Origin of the sequence: Vibrio aestuarianus (genome assembly GCF_012395185.1) — a bacterium.
Taxonomy (GTDB): domain Bacteria; phylum Pseudomonadota; class Gammaproteobacteria; order Enterobacterales; family Vibrionaceae; genus Vibrio; species Vibrio aestuarianus.
Genome location: NZ_JAAZTU010000015.1, coordinates 21946 through 39888, shown reverse-complemented (window position 1 = coordinate 39888; position 17943 = coordinate 21946). Strand labels below are relative to the sequence as shown.

Annotated in this window: 11 protein-coding genes; 8 read left to right on the top strand and 3 right to left on the bottom strand. The window is 42.1% G+C overall.

The genetic code is table 11. The annotated features are described in order from the left end of the window. Window positions 1–76: 76 nt before the first annotated feature. Complete coding sequence (gcvP, locus tag HGG78_RS09045; RefSeq protein ID WP_172532690.1) at window positions 77–2956, top strand: aminomethyl-transferring glycine dehydrogenase; 2880 nt, start codon at window positions 77–79, stop codon at window positions 2954–2956. Between the two features lie 172 nt (window positions 2957–3128). On the opposite strand, the gene HGG78_RS09040 is transcribed toward gcvP, so the two are convergent. From HGG78_RS09040 to HGG78_RS09030, 3 genes are all read right to left on the bottom strand, one after another. Further along, window positions 3129–4988 (bottom strand): UvrD-helicase domain-containing protein, encoded by a 1860-nt coding sequence (locus HGG78_RS09040; RefSeq protein ID WP_140358112.1) that lies wholly within the window; start codon window positions 4986–4988, stop codon window positions 3129–3131. Next, complete coding sequence (locus tag HGG78_RS09035) at window positions 4981–7206, bottom strand: ATP-dependent nuclease (protein ID WP_140358111.1); 2226 nt, start codon at window positions 7204–7206, stop codon at window positions 4981–4983. The genes HGG78_RS09040 and HGG78_RS09035 overlap by 8 nt, the downstream gene beginning before the upstream one ends. Window positions 7207–7305: 99 nt before the next feature. After that, the gene (locus HGG78_RS09030; protein ID WP_172532689.1) at window positions 7306–7707 is read right to left on the bottom strand and encodes a hypothetical protein; all 402 of its coding nucleotides are present in this window, start codon (window positions 7705–7707) and stop codon (window positions 7306–7308) included. Between the two features lie 450 nt (window positions 7708–8157). Between HGG78_RS09030 and HGG78_RS09025 the strand changes: the two genes are divergently transcribed. The 7 genes from HGG78_RS09025 (at window position 8158) to HGG78_RS08995 (ending at window position 17744) form a co-directional block, all read left to right on the top strand. Beyond that, a complete protein-coding gene (locus HGG78_RS09025; protein ID WP_172532688.1) occupies window positions 8158–9021 on the top strand; it encodes a TnsA endonuclease N-terminal domain-containing protein in 864 nt (287 codons plus the stop codon). After that, window positions 9011–11188, top strand: a complete 2178-nt coding sequence (locus HGG78_RS09020) for a Mu transposase C-terminal domain-containing protein (protein WP_172532687.1) — start codon at window positions 9011–9013, stop codon at window positions 11186–11188. Before HGG78_RS09025 ends, HGG78_RS09020 begins: the two co-directional genes overlap by 11 nt. A gap of 25 nt (window positions 11189–11213) precedes the next feature. Next, window positions 11214–12572 (top strand): ATP-binding protein, encoded by a 1359-nt coding sequence (locus tag HGG78_RS09015; RefSeq protein ID WP_254068182.1) that lies wholly within the window; start codon window positions 11214–11216, stop codon window positions 12570–12572. Continuing rightward, window positions 12565–13479, top strand: a complete 915-nt coding sequence (locus tag HGG78_RS09010; RefSeq protein WP_172532685.1) for a TniQ family protein — start codon at window positions 12565–12567, stop codon at window positions 13477–13479. Before HGG78_RS09015 ends, HGG78_RS09010 begins: the two co-directional genes overlap by 8 nt. Before the next feature lie 3 nt (window positions 13480–13482). After that, window positions 13483–15066: a TnsD family Tn7-like transposition protein gene (locus tag HGG78_RS09005; protein ID WP_172532684.1), complete on the top strand. Its 1584-nt coding sequence runs from the start codon at window positions 13483–13485 to the stop codon at window positions 15064–15066. An 11-nt stretch (window positions 15067–15077) separates the two neighbouring features. Then, complete coding sequence (locus tag HGG78_RS09000; RefSeq protein ID WP_172532683.1) at window positions 15078–15701, top strand: hypothetical protein; 624 nt, start codon at window positions 15078–15080, stop codon at window positions 15699–15701. 459 nt (window positions 15702–16160) lie between these two features. Further along, complete coding sequence (locus tag HGG78_RS08995) at window positions 16161–17744, top strand: competence protein CoiA family protein (RefSeq protein WP_172532682.1); 1584 nt, start codon at window positions 16161–16163, stop codon at window positions 17742–17744. The last annotated feature ends 199 nt before the right edge of the window (window positions 17745–17943 follow it).

Below are 17943 nucleotides of genomic sequence, written 5' to 3'. Positions count from 1 at the left end.
CATCACGAATCAAAGCTGCCCAGTATGGGTGGCTTTTTTTTAAGGTCGCAACAGGCCTTATGAGAAGGTAAAGGAAATGACTGAATTACTTCACAGCACACTACTTAATGAATTGAGTACCCAAAATGAGTTTGTTGCACGCCACAACGGACCGAACGCTGATGATCAACAAAAAATGCTCAACACCATTAATGCCGAAAGCCTTGAAGCATTAATTACGCAAACCGTTCCTAAGCAGATTCGTTTAGAAGCACCAATGTCGCTTGCCGCTCCACAAAGTGAAGCTGACATGCTGACGACCATGAAAGTATTCGCCCAGCAAAACCAAGTTAAACGTACGTTCATTGGTCAAGGCTACTACAACACATTTACGCCTAACGTTATTTTGCGTAATGTGTTGGAAAACCCAGGCTGGTACACCGCCTATACACCATACCAACCAGAAATTTCCCAAGGTCGTTTAGAATCGCTACTTAATTACCAACAAATGGTGATGGATTTAACGGCCATGGATATTGCCAACGCCTCACTGCTCGACGAAGCAACTGCGGCAGCAGAAGCAATGACACTCTGTAAGCGTGCCGGAAAAAGCAAGAGCAATGTCTTTTTTGTTGCCAATGATGTTCACCCTCAAACCATCGAAGTGGTAAAAACTCGCGCTGAATTTATTGGCTTTGAAGTACAAATCGGTGATCTCGACTCGCTGCCTGAACAAGATGTGTTTGGTGCACTCTTGCAATACCCAACTACCACCGGTGAAGTGCGCGACCTAACGGAGATTATTGCCAAAGCTCAAGCAAATAAGACTCTCGTTACTGTTGCCACAGACTTGCTAGCAAGCACGCTATTAAAACCAGCAGGCGAGATGGGCGCAGATGTCGTGATTGGTTCAGCGCAACGTTTTGGCGTGCCAATGGGATACGGTGGCCCACATGCTGCATTCATGGCGACACGTGAAGCGCACAAACGTACTATGCCAGGCCGCGTGATTGGTGTTTCGATTGATGCCAAAGGCAACCAAGCTTTGCGCATGGCAATGCAAACTCGTGAGCAACATATTCGACGCGAAAAAGCGACCTCGAACATATGTACTGCACAAGCACTACTGGCAAATATGGCGTCATTCTACGCAGTTTATCACGGTGCAGAAGGGTTACGCACTATTGCTCGTCGCACTCACCATATGACAGCAATTCTAGCTGCGGGTCTAACCAAAGCGGGTTATGAGCTCACTCACCACAGCTTTTTTGATACCATCACCATCAATACAAGTGATGAAACTGAAACGCTATATATCAAAGCTCAACAAGCCGATATTAACCTTCGCAAATTGCACGGTAAGTTAGGTATTAGTTTAGATGAAACCACTACCATCGCAGATATTAAGGCACTATTTGCAATCTTTAATGTTGAAGAGGCCGTTAATACCTTATCAACCGAAATTGCGGCGAACGAATTTGCAGCGATCCCTGAAGGTTGCCGTCGCCACTCTGAGTTTCTCACTCACCCTGTTTTTAATACGCATCACAGTGAAACACAAATGATGCGTTATCTAAAACAGCTTGAAAATAAAGACTTTTCACTGACACACGGCATGATCCCACTCGGCAGTTGCACCATGAAATTGAACGCGGCTGCAGAAATGATTCCAGTAACATGGCCGGAGTTTGGAGAAATCCACCCATTTGCTCCGAAAGAGCAAGCGGCAGGTTATGCAGCACTGGCAAAAGATCTGAAAGAGAAACTGTGTGAGATTACCGGTTACGATGCTTTCTCACTGCAACCAAACTCTGGTGCATCTGGTGAGTACGCGGGTCTAATTGCGATTCAACGCTATCACCAAAGCCGTGGTGAAGGTCATCGAAACGTCTGCTTAATTCCAAGTTCGGCACACGGTACCAACCCTGCGACAGCTTCCATGGTGTCAATGAAAGTCGTGGTCGTAAAATGTGATAGCAACGGAAACATTGATATCACCGATTTAGCGGAGAAGATCGAAAAACATAAAGCGAACCTTTCAAGTATCATGATCACCTACCCTTCAACTCACGGTGTTTATGAAGAGCAAGTGAAAGAAGTGTGTAATATGGTTCACGCCGCTGGTGGTCAAGTTTACTTAGACGGTGCGAATCTGAATGCTCAAGTTGGTCTCACCAGTCCAGGTTTCATTGGGTCTGATGTTTCTCACCTTAACCTACATAAAACCTTCTGTATTCCTCACGGTGGCGGCGGCCCTGGCATGGGACCTATCGGTGTTAAATCTCACCTAGCGCCTTTCCTTCCTGGTCATATTGAAGGTGGTGTCGAAGGTGAAGATCACGCAGTGTCAGCCGCGGATCTCGGCAGTGCTTCTATTTTACCTATCTCATGGGCGTATATTGCCATGATGGGTGCTGAAGGTTTAACTGAAGCCACCAAAGTTGCGATTTTGAATGCTAACTATGTGATGGAAAGATTACGTCCTCACTACCCTGTGCTTTACCGTGGAACCAATGGACGCGTAGCGCACGAATGCATCATTGATATTCGCCCACTGAAAGAAGAAACTGGTATTAGCGAAGAAGACATTGCAAAACGTTTAATGGACTACGGCTTCCACGCCCCAACGATGTCATTCCCAGTCGCGGGTACATTGATGGTAGAGCCAACGGAGTCAGAAGACCTAGCAGAGCTTGATCGCTTCTGTGACGCGATGATCGCCATTCGTGAAGAAATGAACAAAGTGAAGTCGGGTGAATGGCCATTGGAAGACAACCCATTGGTCAATGCGCCTCACACACAAGCGGATCTTTCTAGTGATGAATGGGCTCATCCATATTCACGAGAAGTAGCTTGTTTCCCTTCTCGTCAAACAAAAGCATCAAAATACTGGCCAACCGTAAACCGTGTCGATAACGTTTACGGAGACCGTAATTTGATCTGCTCTTGCCCTAGTATTGATAACTATCAAGACTAAGTGATTAGCTGATCACAGATAACCAAGTTGGAAACTGTGATAACCGAGTTGGAAACCGATAACTAAGTTGGAAACTAACTTCAATAAAAAAGGCGAACCGTTTGGTTCGCCTTTTTCACGTTACTATAAACTAGAAATCACTGTCACCAAATTACTAGCAGATAGAGCCCCGCTACATCATTTCAATTTCATCCCGTGTAAACCAGCCAGACTCTAAACTCTTCCTCTTTACAGCCTCAGGATCTTTGGTATATGCAACGACAGCTAAACTCTTTTCTGCCCTACTACATATCACATAAAATAACCTTCTAGTTCTTGATAGAACAGTATCTTTACCTTCTGATTGATTTCGTATATCCGTCTGGGATAACTCTTGAGCACCAAATAGTTTTTCATAGCGGAACAAAAATCCATTTGCACTATTATCGTCCATAATTGCCATAACACGCTCAAACTCTAACCCTTTAACCCCTTGATGTGTTCCATACCCTAACTCTTCATTAATATAAAGCGCGTAGTTTTCCAAATGGCTGATAGGAGCTAAAAGAGCCTGATTCCATGCAATTGACCGTTTGCTTAAATTCTCATCTTCCCCATCGTTTGTCTCGTCAGATAAACCTACAAGAAGAACATTTAGTTCATCAGGAATGTAGAGTAGCTTGTAATCTTTTATCAAACGCAGAACCTGTGCCACAGAAGGATCAAGTTCCGAGACTATAACTCTTACTTTTTCAACTGACTCATCTGTGCTTTTAAGAGTCAATATTGGGTCTAAGCAAAAATCCACGTTATTGGAGCTGATAACTCCAGAGTGCTTTTTGATAATACTTGCAATGGCAAACTCATCTCGAACTCGAATTGCATTAACAAGAGGTAATAAACTATTACACAAAAACCTTAAAGAAGTATTTGTTCCGTTAAGTAAGGAGTCTCTAAGACTGTCAACTGTTGCAAGTGGCAAATAAAATTTATCGAAATTACCCCTAATAGCTGCCATTGCATGTTCCAAAGTAAGGGCTTTTATCTGATTTGGTTCAAGCCACAAAGAATCATCTGTAATAGCTGACATCTTAGCTCTAATTGAAGCTTCTACATCTCGCTTACGCGCTGTATCAGAATCAACAATAAACAACCTAACAACTCCAAGTGACGCTCCAGCTTTTGGCTCCTGCTTTTTCTTGTCATCCTCTTCGCGAATACTGTTAATTAACTCTATTACACGCTGCGGGCAGCGGTAATTTATCGTCTTCGAAGGGGTCTTCCAATCGTCAGGCAATGAGGACTCAAGATCATGTTTCCCTCCTCCATAAATCCTTTGCATGAGATCTCCAAATAACCCAAGAGAAAACTTCGAACGGTTCAAACTTTGAGTTTGAATGAAAGCCTCCATGAGCTCTTTTCTGGTGTCCTGGCTTTCATCTATTAAAAGTATGGGATACCTATTTGTAAGTATATTTTGAAGTAACTGGCTCTCATTCAATAGAGTTGCAGTAATCTGTATAACTTCTTCATGAGAAACCGTACCTCTTTCGACCCTATTACTTGTAGGCGAGTACGAAAACTTTTTAACCAATCGTAATTCGTCTAATCTCGTAGCTTTAGACTCTCTTTTTCTAATATTCTGCTGAGCAGTCTTATTGTTGATGTCTCTAGCTTTCGAGATTCTTAAGTCAAGATCCTCGATATCGGCACTAAGCTTTGCCTTAAGCCACTCTTTAATATCTTCGGTAAACGGCTTAATCATCTCCCAAACAAAGCTATGGATTGTGGATACGTGAAACAATGGGTCATAAGACAAGCGCCGTTGAATTTCATTACACGCCGCATTGGTATATGTTATGACCCCGACCCGCTGACCATTTTGGATAAGGCGACCTAAGTTCTTCTCTCGTATTTCTTGTAATACATTTACTAGAGACCTAGTTTTACCTGAACCAGCACCAGCAAATAATAGAAAGCTCTTGGGATTATCAAGGTTTAGGTATCCGTAGATTTCATGATCGACCCCGATTAGGCTGTTAGGCTTACTCACCAATCATTTCCTCCTTAATTTCAGAGGCTTCATTTTCTGGTACCCATGTATATTCTAAGCTCATAGTCTCTAGCTCACCCTCTAGCCAAACCAGCCCCTCGCTTATGTACTCTGGAACAAGCAGATCGCTAGGTTCAACATCAAATAATAGATCTAAAGCCATTTTTGCTTTCTCTCCATCGAGAGCCTTATACATTGCATTGCAACAAGCATTTAGTGTTTTCATTTTTGTAGCTAAATGCATTTTCTTTACCATTCCAGTTGAGTTACTTAGCTTCCTAAATAGCTCTAGGTTCGTCAGAGCTACTGCATCTTCGAACGTATAAGGAATGACTTCTTTCGTCGTTCTCGCTTTCGAAGTAAATTTAGTCTGAATACCATATTGGAAAGATACGCGAACGTTACTTTGAACTTTTCGCTCAGGTGGTAGGTCAAGTAGGTCGTCCAAAGTCAAATTACTAAATTCAAACCAACTTTTTAGTGTTTCACTGCCAAACTCTAAAGAAGCCCCTCTTTTCGGTCGAGCTTTTTTCCCTAGAGAGTCACACGCATCAGTATCGGTAATAACTAATGTTGGTAAACCTAGTAGTTCAATTAGAGGACGCAATCTTTGCGCATGAGCACCACCAATTTCCAATATTGAAATATAGCTTCGTCTCAAATCCTGATGATGATTGGAAATGAAATGTGGTAGAAGCATCCGTTCCGCAGCCCCCTCTACCAGAATCACCCCATTAGCAAAGAACAAGTCGCAATGAGTTGTCTTTAGATACCTTGAAACAAATTTGTTCGTGGACGATACATCAGTTTCATTTTTCTTCTCGGAAGGGAAAACTGTCGCAAGGTTCACCACTTCAGCCTGAGGAGTCGGTTGTTCTTTAGAAGCAGGTTTTCTTTTGAAATAACGAAGGGATTCAAAACCTGCTTCATAAGCAACGTAGCTAGAGTGGGTACTAATAACCATTTGGGTCGTCAAATTAGCTTCAACGGCTCCATACTCTCTGAGTACCTTATAGGCTTTACGAACAAAAACCTGTTGTACTTGAGCATGGAGGTGAGCTTCTGGTTCTTCAACCAAAACTAAATGGATAGGTTCAATCGCCGCATCTTCTTCCGAGCGCTTTTTCCCTATTTTCCCGACCTTCAACCAACGATCTCGGAAAGTAATCAACTGAAAAATTATATGGATCAAGTTTTTGTAACCCAATCCATTGTATTGCTCAGGAAGAGAAAATGTATTGTCACCGAAATTCTGTTTTCTAACGTCAAAGATTACAGCAGCATCATGCTCTAAAGTATCGATCGGGTTCAACCTGCTAGATAGCTTAATATCAGGATCGGTAAACCCTGGATATCCTAGCTCCTTTATCTCACCAAGAGTTTTTTCAAAGGCTTTATCCAATCGAGAATCAAACTCGATTTGAGCCTTTTCAACTGCCTCTAACGCATCTAAATCTTCAGCCTCAGGCATATCAGACGGATTTAAATGGCGTTTGTAGTACTCGTTTAGTTGTGAAGATAAACTGCTAGCTGGTTTTCCTAAATCTGAGTGAGGGTCAGAAAAGCCTCTTTGCGCTTCAATTGTATCGACTCGAAAAATACCCTTAAATGGATCAGAATCAAAACATATAGAATCATTTGATAGCGTTTGAGTCTTATCTTTCTTGGAGGGATCAAGTAAATATGCTTTGATTTCAAATTCAACATGTAACTTTTCTTTAAGGTAGTCTTTAAAGTCTCTAGGCCAAAGTGATAGTTGCTTCTCTTTGTTTACTTTAACTACAGCATCCCTTTCACGTACATAGTTTTCCCGTAATCTATCTAAGTCTTTGGGTTGATATATCAAGCGAACACCTAAAGGTTCTCCATTCCACTTTAAAGTAGGTATAAGGTGAGAAACTCTTTGAACTTCTTTAACATCTGCGTCTATCCAAACATCTAACGAAGGACAATAAGGTTGCCATTCTGGCAGCCCTGCTACAGTTGCCCCCTGTTTCATCCAAGATTCAGCAAACTCATTCAAGGCCATCCAGTTGCATAATGTGAAATCGGTTGAGGTTATCTTTTTGCCTTTATCGAGAAAACAAATCAACGCATCTGTCGCTGAGGTCTTTCCGCTATTATTTGCCCCAACTAAAAGTGTCTGCTCCTTCGCAAACTCCACGCGACAGCGCTTCAACTTTCGGAAGTTTTGAATGTCTACAAAGCTAATTTTCATGAGTTACTCATCAGATAGTAAATAAGCAATCATTTTAATATCTGACTAAATGTAAGTTGTTGATCTATGCATCAAATAAGAACTGTATTTACCTGACTTCTAATTTAAATCCACACAACCCCAATAGAACGCTCCCTCAGTATCCTGAAACAACCTTACCTTCCCCTCACTTGTAACCAAGAAAATAACAACAAGCTCACTAGCATCGCTATTAACCAGTAAAGATCTTAACCAAAACGTCTCATTACACTCCAAAGGTGCCAGCGCGTCAGCTCCTTCAAAGATGACAAGTGTCTTGCGTCTACAACCTTCCAAAGTAGCAACCAGTTCTCGATTCTCTTCTGCTGTGAAAGCAACTAGGGGGGATGCATACTCATTAAAGTTCAGATTAAAGACATCTATGCCTCTACTCTTAGCTCGGTCTCTACACACATCCAAGTAGCCCTCTGGTGTATGCTCAGTTATCAATGAGCAGATGGTGAGCTCTAGTTCCCATGCCATACTGATAAATCTTTCTGCGCTAACCATAACCAAGCCTAACTAATCATCACATGTTTGTAATATTAGCCTCTTTAAAAAAGATATCTAACTCTGTCGAAAATAAGCAACCAGACCAATAAATTTGCATGTTTTATCAGTTTTTTTTAAGTCAGGGATCCAAGTGTACGATCCGTGAACAATCCTTTCTTAAAGCAATGAAATATAAAGGCATTAGATTCTATATCGATTTATATAAGGAATAATAAATAAGCCTAATGAAAAACTGCAAATTCCATGTATCACTTCAAATATCACATTGAATTACAAGCTTTTCTAATTCAGTTCCCTAAGCTCTAAACTAATTATATAAGTTATAATAAATCCTTTACTTACAACCACTTATAAGCACAGCCAGTTAGACAAACCCTAGAAAGGCTGCTAACAATATATTAGTAAGTGAGGATTAGGCATATGAAAATAGTTAAGCAACCATACATAACAAACTATGAGCTCAGAAAATTAGAAAAACACTTAAAGAAGATTAAGAATGGCGAGTACGAGCCATATATTACAGTTCGCCGTTCAAATAGTGTCGGTCTATCTCATATTGTTTTCAGTCACAAGACGAAACGCTGCCATCACTTATTCAGCCTAGGTGAGCTTGCTCTATTCTTTCATCTTGAGCACGATCCTGAAGTCTTGGATATACAAGAACAATACCCCTTACCGATAAATGAAACTCTCGAGTGGGCTAAACATCTGAATTATCGACACCCTGCTAAATACAAAGAAAGGGATGGTAAAGATATTCCTGCTGCAACCATGACCACGGATTTCGTTGTCACCTTGTATGATGCGACGAGAGACCAGCTTGGCATTCAGCCGTATAACTATAAACCGACCTCAGCACTAAGCACTGAATTTGAGCCTCCCCAAAAAGTCACACGAACCCAACAAAAGTTCAAAATTGAAGAGATGTACTGGGGGCATTACAACCATCATCTAACGCAAATAACAGATGAAGACTTAAACCCCAACAAAACATACAACCTTCAATGGCTTAGAGAGACTTACCATCATGTACGCGAGAGCCAAATCGAAGGCCCACTGTGCGAAGGGATGTTAAACACTCTAAACAAGAGCCTTATGAACGACCCAGAGAAAACTCTAAAGCAGCATTTGAATCACGCATCATTAGTACATGATGTAACCGAACTTGCTGCGTTAGAGATATTTCAACATCTTGCGTATTCAGGTCAACTAGACGTTGACCTGAATGAGCGCATAGAAGTTTTTCGCCCTGTAATGATGATTACGCAACACGATGAGAATTAATCAAAAATTAGTCGATGGCAAAAAAGGGCTTGAATATCTTATCGTAGATATTTGCCAAGACCTCGACCAAATTGCTGTCACTCAGCTCAATGTTGAACGCCCTAAAAGGCCTCATACGATTATGCTAAGTGATACGTTGAGGCAAATAGAGCTGGGCAAATGGAAAGTGCTAGAGCATTCCTTTAGCCCTTACCTATACATGTCGGACGAAGAGTTACTGAAGGATAAGAAGCGCAGAAAGTGGTTACAACGCAGAGATAGCAGCTTTAACATTATTGCCCCGTTAATCGATAACGACGAACTACGTTACAACTATCTTTTTATCGATAGCAGTTCAATCTTACATCGATTGATAGAAACATCAGGTCGCAGCCGCAGTTATGTAGCAAAAATTTTAAATCGTTACTGGTATTACGGTTCTCACGTCAATGCTCTACTCCCTCTATGGAGAAATTGCGGAACGAATCAGTCTTTACCTGAAGTACCGTCATTTGACCAAGACCCTGAGTTAGGCAAAAGTGGCCCGAAAACCAAATATGGAAGTCCTTATCGTGGAGTCACTCTACAAGACATTAAACATATTCGACGATTTGCTAAAACCATTCCAAACGGTGGCAAAGCTAGGCTGAGTGACCTTTACGATCAGTTTACACGCAAGTTCATGTATGCACGTGTTAAACCAATGATTGAAGAAGCACATGAGATAGCTTTACCTGTTCCAAGGGCCAAACTCATTTCACGAAATGCATTTAAATATCATTTTAAGCAAAACGTAGATCAACTTGAATTGATAAGGAAGGCTGTCGGCACGACCAATTTTCAAAAAGACTACCGAGGTCGTGCAGGCCTTGCTCGGCAGGGTGTTCGTGGCCCCACAAGTCGCTATGAAATAGATGCAACAGTCGTTGATCAATACATACGTTACCCCTACGACAAAACCAATCAGTTAGCCACGGGACGCCCAGTGATCTATCTAGTTGTAGATACGTGGTCTGGCATGTTTGTTGGCACTCATGCTTGTTTTCACGGCCCAGATTGGACTGGAGCATCACAAGCCCTTTTCAATGCTTTTACCAACAAAGTCCAGTTTGCTAAACGCTATGGCGTTGAAATTACTGAAAACGAATGGCCGTGCCACCATGTTTGCTCACAGTTAGTCATGGATCGAGGTTCCGAGTATACAGACCGTAATATTGAAAGCATGCTTAAGGGCGAAATTGGCTTATCAATCGCCAGTTTCGCTCCGTATCATCGCGGGGATTGTAAAGGAACTGTCGAGAAAGCATTTGATATCTTTCATCAAAATGCTGTTCGATTTGTGCCTGGTCAAGTCATGAAAGTACCCAGCAAGGAAGAGCAACACGCTTCTAGAAAAGCGTCGATGTCCTTCGAAGCATTCATGGAAAAGCTCATAAGAACAATCATTTATACCAATAACAACCGCCTTAGAAAGAACAACCATAACTTCGAGATGTCTCGTGATGATGTTGGTTTCTCTCCTAGAGACTTATATCTCTACGGCCTAGAAGAAATGATGATACCGCCAGCTCAAATTCCTGAAGAGCGACTTCGTTTCGCATTGCTACCTGCTGACAAGGCGACTGTGAGAATGGAGGGCGTTTACTTTAAGGGGCTGTATTACAGCGCTAACAAAATCATTCATAAACAATGGTTAGACAAAGCTCGTAATTTTGGCCGATACACTGTGGAGGTTCGATACGACCAAAATTCAACGAACTTTATTTGGTGTAAAGATCCTGAATCTAATGAGCTAATTACTTTAGAACTCACTGACCGCTCTGAAGCGTATCGTAATCAAATTTGGCAATCGACCCTTCATGAAATCGAACTAACCAAACAAAAACAAAGCCTTCATGAAGAACATTCATTCGCTAACAAAATTGAGTTCTTAAACAAACTGGATGAAATCGATAAACAAGCAAAAGCTGACGCTCGATTCTTAAAAACATCGTCAGCAAAGTCTATCCAGACAGGTATCAAAGAACGAAAGAGTATCGTCTCTTCTATTGAACGCAGTAAACAATCTGAACAAATAGCAGCAACGTTAAGTTCCGAAGATAACGCTAGCTCCACTGCTAAAAAGAGTACCCAACACTTGGAAACACCTGATTTTTTTGACTTTGATGATGAACAAGATGATAGCTAATTATATACCTCACCCTAACTCTCAGATGGCACAAAACCCTCTGATTGAAGCGCTTGGAATGCCATTGCTACCTAAACAATTTATCCAGGCAACAACACTATCTCCTGACATGTTGATTGATGTTAGTTCGCTTCCTACAGAGCATCATGGTTACTACACCAGAACATTCATTGATAACCTATCTGAGTGCTATGTTGTTCAGGATGAAGCCCCACGCCTTTATGACACCGTATTTCGCATGATTGAGCGAGGCTATATCTATCGCAACCCTTTGGTGTATGGCGATATTAAACAATTGCAATTTGCCGACTCTATTGAAATACCTGAAGGGCAAGAGCGCACTCTAAAGCAAACAGCAAATCAGCAGAGTTTTTTGGTAGCAGGTCTATCGGGTCGCGGAAAGTCAGCGATGATAGAAAGCATCTTGTCTGCCATTCCTCAAGTCATTTCACATCAAGAGTACCAAGGACAAAGGTTCACCTACGAACAAATTGTCTGGCTTAAGATCGATATCCCAACAGCTCGCGGGCAGCGTGCACTACTCTGGAGGATTCTTGAGTCCATCGATTCGGTAACTGGTGAGAATTATTATGAGTCACATCAGAAAAGCTCAGTTACGGCGCTCATGATTGCGGTTCGTAAGGCGCTACTCATCCATGGTGTTGGGATTATTGTTCTAGATGAAGCTCAGAACCTATCTGAAACTCGACAGTACGAGAAAGTCGGTAACAACGAGAACGCCACACTAAAGTTCGTGGAAGAGTTGTTTAACAAGGTCGGTGTACCACTATTACTCGTCGGGACACTATCAACACTCAATCTGTTTTCTAAAGAGATGACTGCCGCTAGGCGAATTGGAAAGACAGGGTCGCTAATCTTAGAGCAATGTGATGTTGAAAGTTCGTTTTGGAAACGCTTCATTAAGCAAATGTGCCCGACACAATTACTTAAGAATCAGACAACTGACATTGATACTCTGACACGCCATGTTCACTACTTATCAGCAGGGATCCCCGCTATCGCGAGCAGCCTAATCAAGGCCACATTGTCTTATCTGACTTATCTAACACCAAACAATCAAGACCTAAGCATGGCTGCTCTAGACCATGTATTCAAAGAACAATTTCTCTTGGTCTCAGGCGCATTAACGGCACTAAAGCGTGGTCAATTTTATAAATATGAGGATTGCAATCCTTTATCTCAATTGCACTCGGTTCAACAGGATTTGTTTTCTGAAAGTGGCTCAGATATTGACGGCAACCAAGTCTATAAGAAATCCATTAGAAGCTCTCGTTCTGCCGCAAACCTTACTGAGAAAGACCAAGAAATGCTAGAGAGCTTAACTCCTGAAGCCTTACTAGCGCAGGCTAGAAAGTATGAATAACATCTTGTACCTACTACCGAACGAACACATAAGAAGCTTCCTTAGCCGAGTTCATACTATGTCCCCTTTTGGCACTTTTGCTACTTCAGCAAAACGTGTAGGACTGGCAAATTTCAGTGCGTCGCCAGTTACAGTCATGTCTGACCTAGACGCCATACTGATGAATATTCTTAATGATGACAATCGTTCGATTTGGCAAATGCATATGCACGGTAACGTCATCGAGTCTTTCCTCAACGAGCGAGAGAAACGCGAACTACCATTGTTTTTGGAAGGAAAGCCATATGACATCGACTTCACACAATCCCAAACGGTACATAATCGTTTTTGGCGTTACTGCAAAGACTGTATTTCTGAAGACTTAGATACTGTTGGTATTTCATATTTTCACCAACAGCACCAACTACAGGGTGTTTTTCACTGCTACAAACACGGAACGAGGCTCATTAATAGTTGTTCTTCATGCACTTACACTGTAAAGAATCTTAGTCGAATGCAAACCCCAGCATTAATCTGTCCGAGCTGTGGTTCCAGCATGACAAGTCATGGAGCGTACTATGATGAAACAATGCTAAAAGTTGAACAGCTTATGTTGGCGTTAAATGATCAAACGCTCACCCTATGCCTTGAATCAGTGCAACAAAATACGTTGGCACACATCGGATTTACGCTTGAGCAAACTGAAACGTTGGCTTTTAAGAAAGCTTGTGGCGATTGGTACAAAGAGATTTTCGTGACTCTAGGGAAAGGCGCTCTGGAGCAGTACTTCTCGAACACGAGGAAGGTAAATGATCACATAATTTCTCCCACTATGAGGACTACACGATTATTTTTATCGACTTCAACAAACAGATTTAGTCCTCCAGTAATCTACATTCTGATGCTGGTCGCCACAGGCCAGCTTTAAGCTATGTACTTCCACCATATCGCAGGAGAAGCAGTTTATAGCCTAGTCGCACGATGCCACTTTGCCTCACCAAGACGCTCGCTACGCGAAAAAAACCGAGCTCTTCTTGGACGCACCGATGTTCGAATTAACCCACAACTTCCATGCATGCTGAAACAAATATCTGAGCAAACCTCGATAGGTGTGGATAATCTTTTGTACGACGGCACCTGCTACCCAGTCATTGCTGCTACTATCCAAAATAGTGAAAGCACCGCATTACTTAAACTACACATGCTAAGTAATGATGGCAGTCATATAGCGGCCTTATCACGATCTACCGCTTCTAGGCTAAGGTTTAACAGTGCACTAAAGTGCTGTCGACTGTGCCTGGAAGAAGATTTACAAAACTGGGGTCATTGCATTTGGCGTACCATTCATCAATATCACGGTATGTTCGTTTGCCCAAAGCATGCCTGTTGGCTGCAATATGCAACGACAGATGCCGATGGTCTTAACAAGCGTATTGAACTCCCTCCTACACCTTATGCCACCAATTTCCATGGTTCTGAGCTCTGTTTAGAAAGAGCATTGAGGTTAGCGTTATTCATCAGTAGTTGGCATGACTATGAACGCCAACTTAGGAGCGGACATGATGTTGCCGCAACTCACTCATTTTGGATGAGTCAGGCTCACCTCCTAACTCTTAATGGACACATTAGGCAGGTAGAAGCAATAAGCCGACTACAAGAGTTTTGGGTTCCTCTATTTGCTGACGCAACGCTGCTGCCTTCAAAACTTTATCAGTTCAATTTTTTAAGAAACCTCCTGAGCAGCCATCACAACAGTCATTACATTCAACATGCACTACTTGGTGGGTTCTTTGCTGAAAATGCCAGTTGCTACTTTGAGCAATTTAAGCAGGTGGCGCAACCTTGTAAACGGGTACTACACGAACCTCGCGTCCATCTATCAGAACTTGCATCAGGAAACTCGCTTCGTTCTGTCGCCAGGGCGACAGGTTATTCTATGGGCTTTCTGGCAGCCCTAGCGCAGCGAAATGGAATAACGGTTAAGCATCGATTCAAACAGTTAAGTGATTCGCTGGTCGATAGAATATTAAGGCTCGCATTTCGAGGAATTCATCGACGAGATATTGCGAGATTATGTGGCGTTAGCGTTGCGACCGTAGAACAGAAAATCAACTCGATGTCAGGATTAGCCGCATGGAGAAAACAACTCTGGTTCTGCCAAAAACGCAATCAATGTCGCCAAACCCTTAAGTCAATCATTTCCCAAAAACCAACAATAACTCGCACAGAGATTAAGCATTCGAGCAGTTGCTACATGTGGCTATTTCGATATGACAAAGATTGGCTGAACCAGCACTTACCAAAACGAGTCTCTCCCACGTTTCACCCATCTATCGACTGGGATCAGGTAGACAAAAAACTCGCTAAACAAATTAGGCAGCAGGTCAAGAGCGCTAGATCCATATCGCATGTCGAGAGGCAGGTGGACTCACAACATTCGCTAATGAAAAACAGAAAACGCTTGCCCCTATCGATTAGGCAGGCAGAAAAAATCGTCACAAAATCAAAAAATTAGGAACAATTACTATGAAACCTCTCGGTACATTCAAACAAATCTTCGAGGCACACGAAGTTAAACCTCACTTACGTGACATCGCAATGTTTGTGACTCTTAACAATGCAAGGCTCTATCCGAGAGAGCAGTTTGATGAAAATGGAGACATTCACCCCTATCTAGCGCCACGCTTAAATCTCATAAAGGTAATTAAGCGGCATAACGCGGTAAAGTGGTTTCTTACCCCCACAACCTACCAAGTATGGGACTATAAAGTGCTCCCCGAGTATAAGGAGCTTATTGATAAGCGACTTAACCATCACTTAAAGGCACTAGAGCTGTTTGAACAAAGCCATAACTATCTAACAGCTAGCCCTGAATCACTGCTCAAACAAAATGACAACGGCAAACTATTCAACATGTTCTGTGATTACATGTGCACATTTAACGAAGTTTCCATTGAGAGCAGAGAGATACCAACTACTGAGTGGGCTGTTTGGTTTGCAGAGGTGTCCCGCATTTATCAACAGACTGAAGAATACAAAAAAAAGCAGAGGCAGCATAAAGCGGCTATCGCTGATTGTAATATCATCAAAGACGATTATGACGAAGAAAATGATGTGTTCTACAATCGACATCACCAAGAGCGCGGGTGACCTGAAAAAAGTAGGTTTTGGTGGAGTGTTCAGAAACTCCAGTAGTCTTTGTATCACAGTGAACATGATTTCATAGACAGAGGCGAACCTATAGGTTCGCCTCTTTTAGTAAGGATACTTTTCTACGTTCTAATTTAGTTGGCACTCACAGGTTACGTGCACACCTTAAAATCCCTACGACGCCCAAACTGCACCCTTTTTTAATGACAGGTACTCAGTTAGAAATCTAGCAACATCGTTCTGAGCATATAGACAGGCAGCTAGTCGGCCCTCGTCTACTAGATAGAACAAAAAAACGTTTTTCCAGAGCTTTTATTCTCGCATTGGAGTTAATTTCCGAGTGTGACACGCCCAAAACTTTAAGACACGCCTAGCAACTCATTCTATTTTCACTTAACTTATCATATTGATTTAGTAGAACTTAGTTAGTATCGCGTCTTTTATCCAAGAGGGTCAACAATGCTAGAGTATGCATTACATAGAGATTCAAACACCTTGAAGCACGTTGACTCCGTAGAAAATGGCTTAGAGTGTAATTGCGTATGCTCTGGCTGCGGTGATCGCCTCGTTGCCAAAAACAACGGGAATAAGGGAATAAGGCATCACTTTGCACATGATTCGAAAGACGAAAACAGTAACTGTTTAATGACCCAACTTCACTTAGTCGTACAACACTTTTTTCTTGAATCGCAGCCCTTTTTTCTTCCGCCAGTATCCTTTCAATACAAAGGGCAAACACTGAGCCAATGCGAAGTATCAACAAATGTTCATGGTGGAAATCTAGAAGTACGTTTAGACCGCTATATCGCAGATGTACTACTTGATACCGATATCGGCAGTATAGTTATTGAAGTATTTGTCACACATGAAAATGAAGCTGAAAAAACAACCTACTACCAACAGAACAAAATCCCTTCTATTGAATTTGATTTAAGCGCCTATCTTAACCGCAACATCGATGAAGCACTCTCAGATCTAAAAGCGAAAAAAGTACCTTACAAGTGGCTTTACGAATGGTGCCGAGAGCAACTCATTGATAAACACGAGCAGTTTCTGGAGCATGAAGCAGAGCGTATCAAGAAAAAACGTCTTCGTAGTGCAAAAGACTCAGCTAGAAAGTTTATTAAAGGTAACTACATTTTGTTACCTAGCTTAACTCAAGAGTTTGAATGCCAGATTGACAAGTACACGTATCGCGAAGAAGTCACTATTTATTCTCGCTCTGAACAGCGTGTAGACAGCGTTAGCCAAGTAAAGCTGACGGAGGAATACCTTCTGCTCAAGGCGATTCGAGGTGACAGCCACATCTGGGTAGCGTTTCTATTAAAGGATTGTTTGCCTGACGATATCGTTGATCTTAATGGAAGCGTAGTTATCCGCACTCCAGCAACATCTGAGAATAATCGGGCTACCTGGAAATGGTTGAAGTACCCGAAATTAATGCCGAAAATTGAAAGGTTTCAACAAAATTTTTTAAAGGAATCGAACAATAAGGCTAAGAAGGCTAGAACAACAAAAGACGCCGTAAGACAGGCTAAAACCAACTCTGAACTTTATCTACTTTCAAAAGATAACTTGTTCAAAAGAGACTACTCCAGATGGTCGAAGTGGATGACACTGAATCAGTTATTTCAGCCTAGCCCCGCTAGGAAACACCCAAAGTTACCTCATGCTCTTAATTATATACGAAGCTATCCCTGCCTCTGGGCGTTTGACACTTGGCATATTCTAACCTTGAGCCTGCTGGCTGAAATCGTCGATAAGAAGCCAAAAGACACCAAAATTTTCTATGACCATCTGTTCAATGAGTTAGTCGAACTTACAGGGTTGCATAAAGAGTTTTATGACATTGAGCGGCGCGTTGCTGCACATGCCGTTGATGCTGATTCCAAGTCACTTGTGATTCGCTCTGGGATAATCGAAGAAGCTCTTAGACCCTATGCCAATGTCGGAGCTATCTATCGCCTAGAAGGTGGATGCAAGCGCATAGGGTCACTAATGGAAGCCATCGACTTAGATTCTTACATATATGTAAGTCGCTAACCAGAACGCTTACAGCCGAAACCATGATAATCGGGGAGACTTTTGCAAATAGGCGATTGTCACGCTTCTCAGCGAGTTGAAGCTAGTACCAGAGGAAGAACTACCCATAGAGCAGAGTAACGCGCTTTGCATCAAGGTGAACGACTGGAAGTGCTAGCCAGCCTTTTAGTTCGATAAGCACTTGTGTAGTGGTACGCTG

Excerpts from the sequence above, each read along its gene's own strand:
- gcvP (WP_172532690.1), top strand. The coding sequence starts at position 77 with ATGACTGAATTACTTCACAGCACACTACTTAATGAATTGAGTACCCAA.
- HGG78_RS09035 (WP_140358111.1), bottom strand. The coding sequence starts at position 7,206 with ATGAAAATTAGCTTTGTAGACATTCAAAACTTCCGAAAGTTGAAGCGC.
- HGG78_RS09030 (WP_172532689.1), bottom strand. The coding sequence starts at position 7,707 with ATGGCATGGGAACTAGAGCTCACCATCTGCTCATTGATAACTGAGCAT.
- HGG78_RS09025 (WP_172532688.1), top strand. The coding sequence starts at position 8,158 with ATGAAAATAGTTAAGCAACCATACATAACAAACTATGAGCTCAGAAAA.
- HGG78_RS09020 (WP_172532687.1), top strand. The coding sequence starts at position 9,011 with ATGAGAATTAATCAAAAATTAGTCGATGGCAAAAAAGGGCTTGAATAT.
- HGG78_RS09015 (WP_254068182.1), top strand. The coding sequence starts at position 11,214 with ATGGCACAAAACCCTCTGATTGAAGCGCTTGGAATGCCATTGCTACCT.
- HGG78_RS09010 (WP_172532685.1), top strand. The coding sequence starts at position 12,565 with ATGAATAACATCTTGTACCTACTACCGAACGAACACATAAGAAGCTTC.
- HGG78_RS09005 (WP_172532684.1), top strand. The coding sequence starts at position 13,483 with ATGTACTTCCACCATATCGCAGGAGAAGCAGTTTATAGCCTAGTCGCA.
- HGG78_RS09000 (WP_172532683.1), top strand. The coding sequence starts at position 15,078 with ATGAAACCTCTCGGTACATTCAAACAAATCTTCGAGGCACACGAAGTT.
- HGG78_RS08995 (WP_172532682.1), top strand. The coding sequence starts at position 16,161 with ATGCTAGAGTATGCATTACATAGAGATTCAAACACCTTGAAGCACGTT.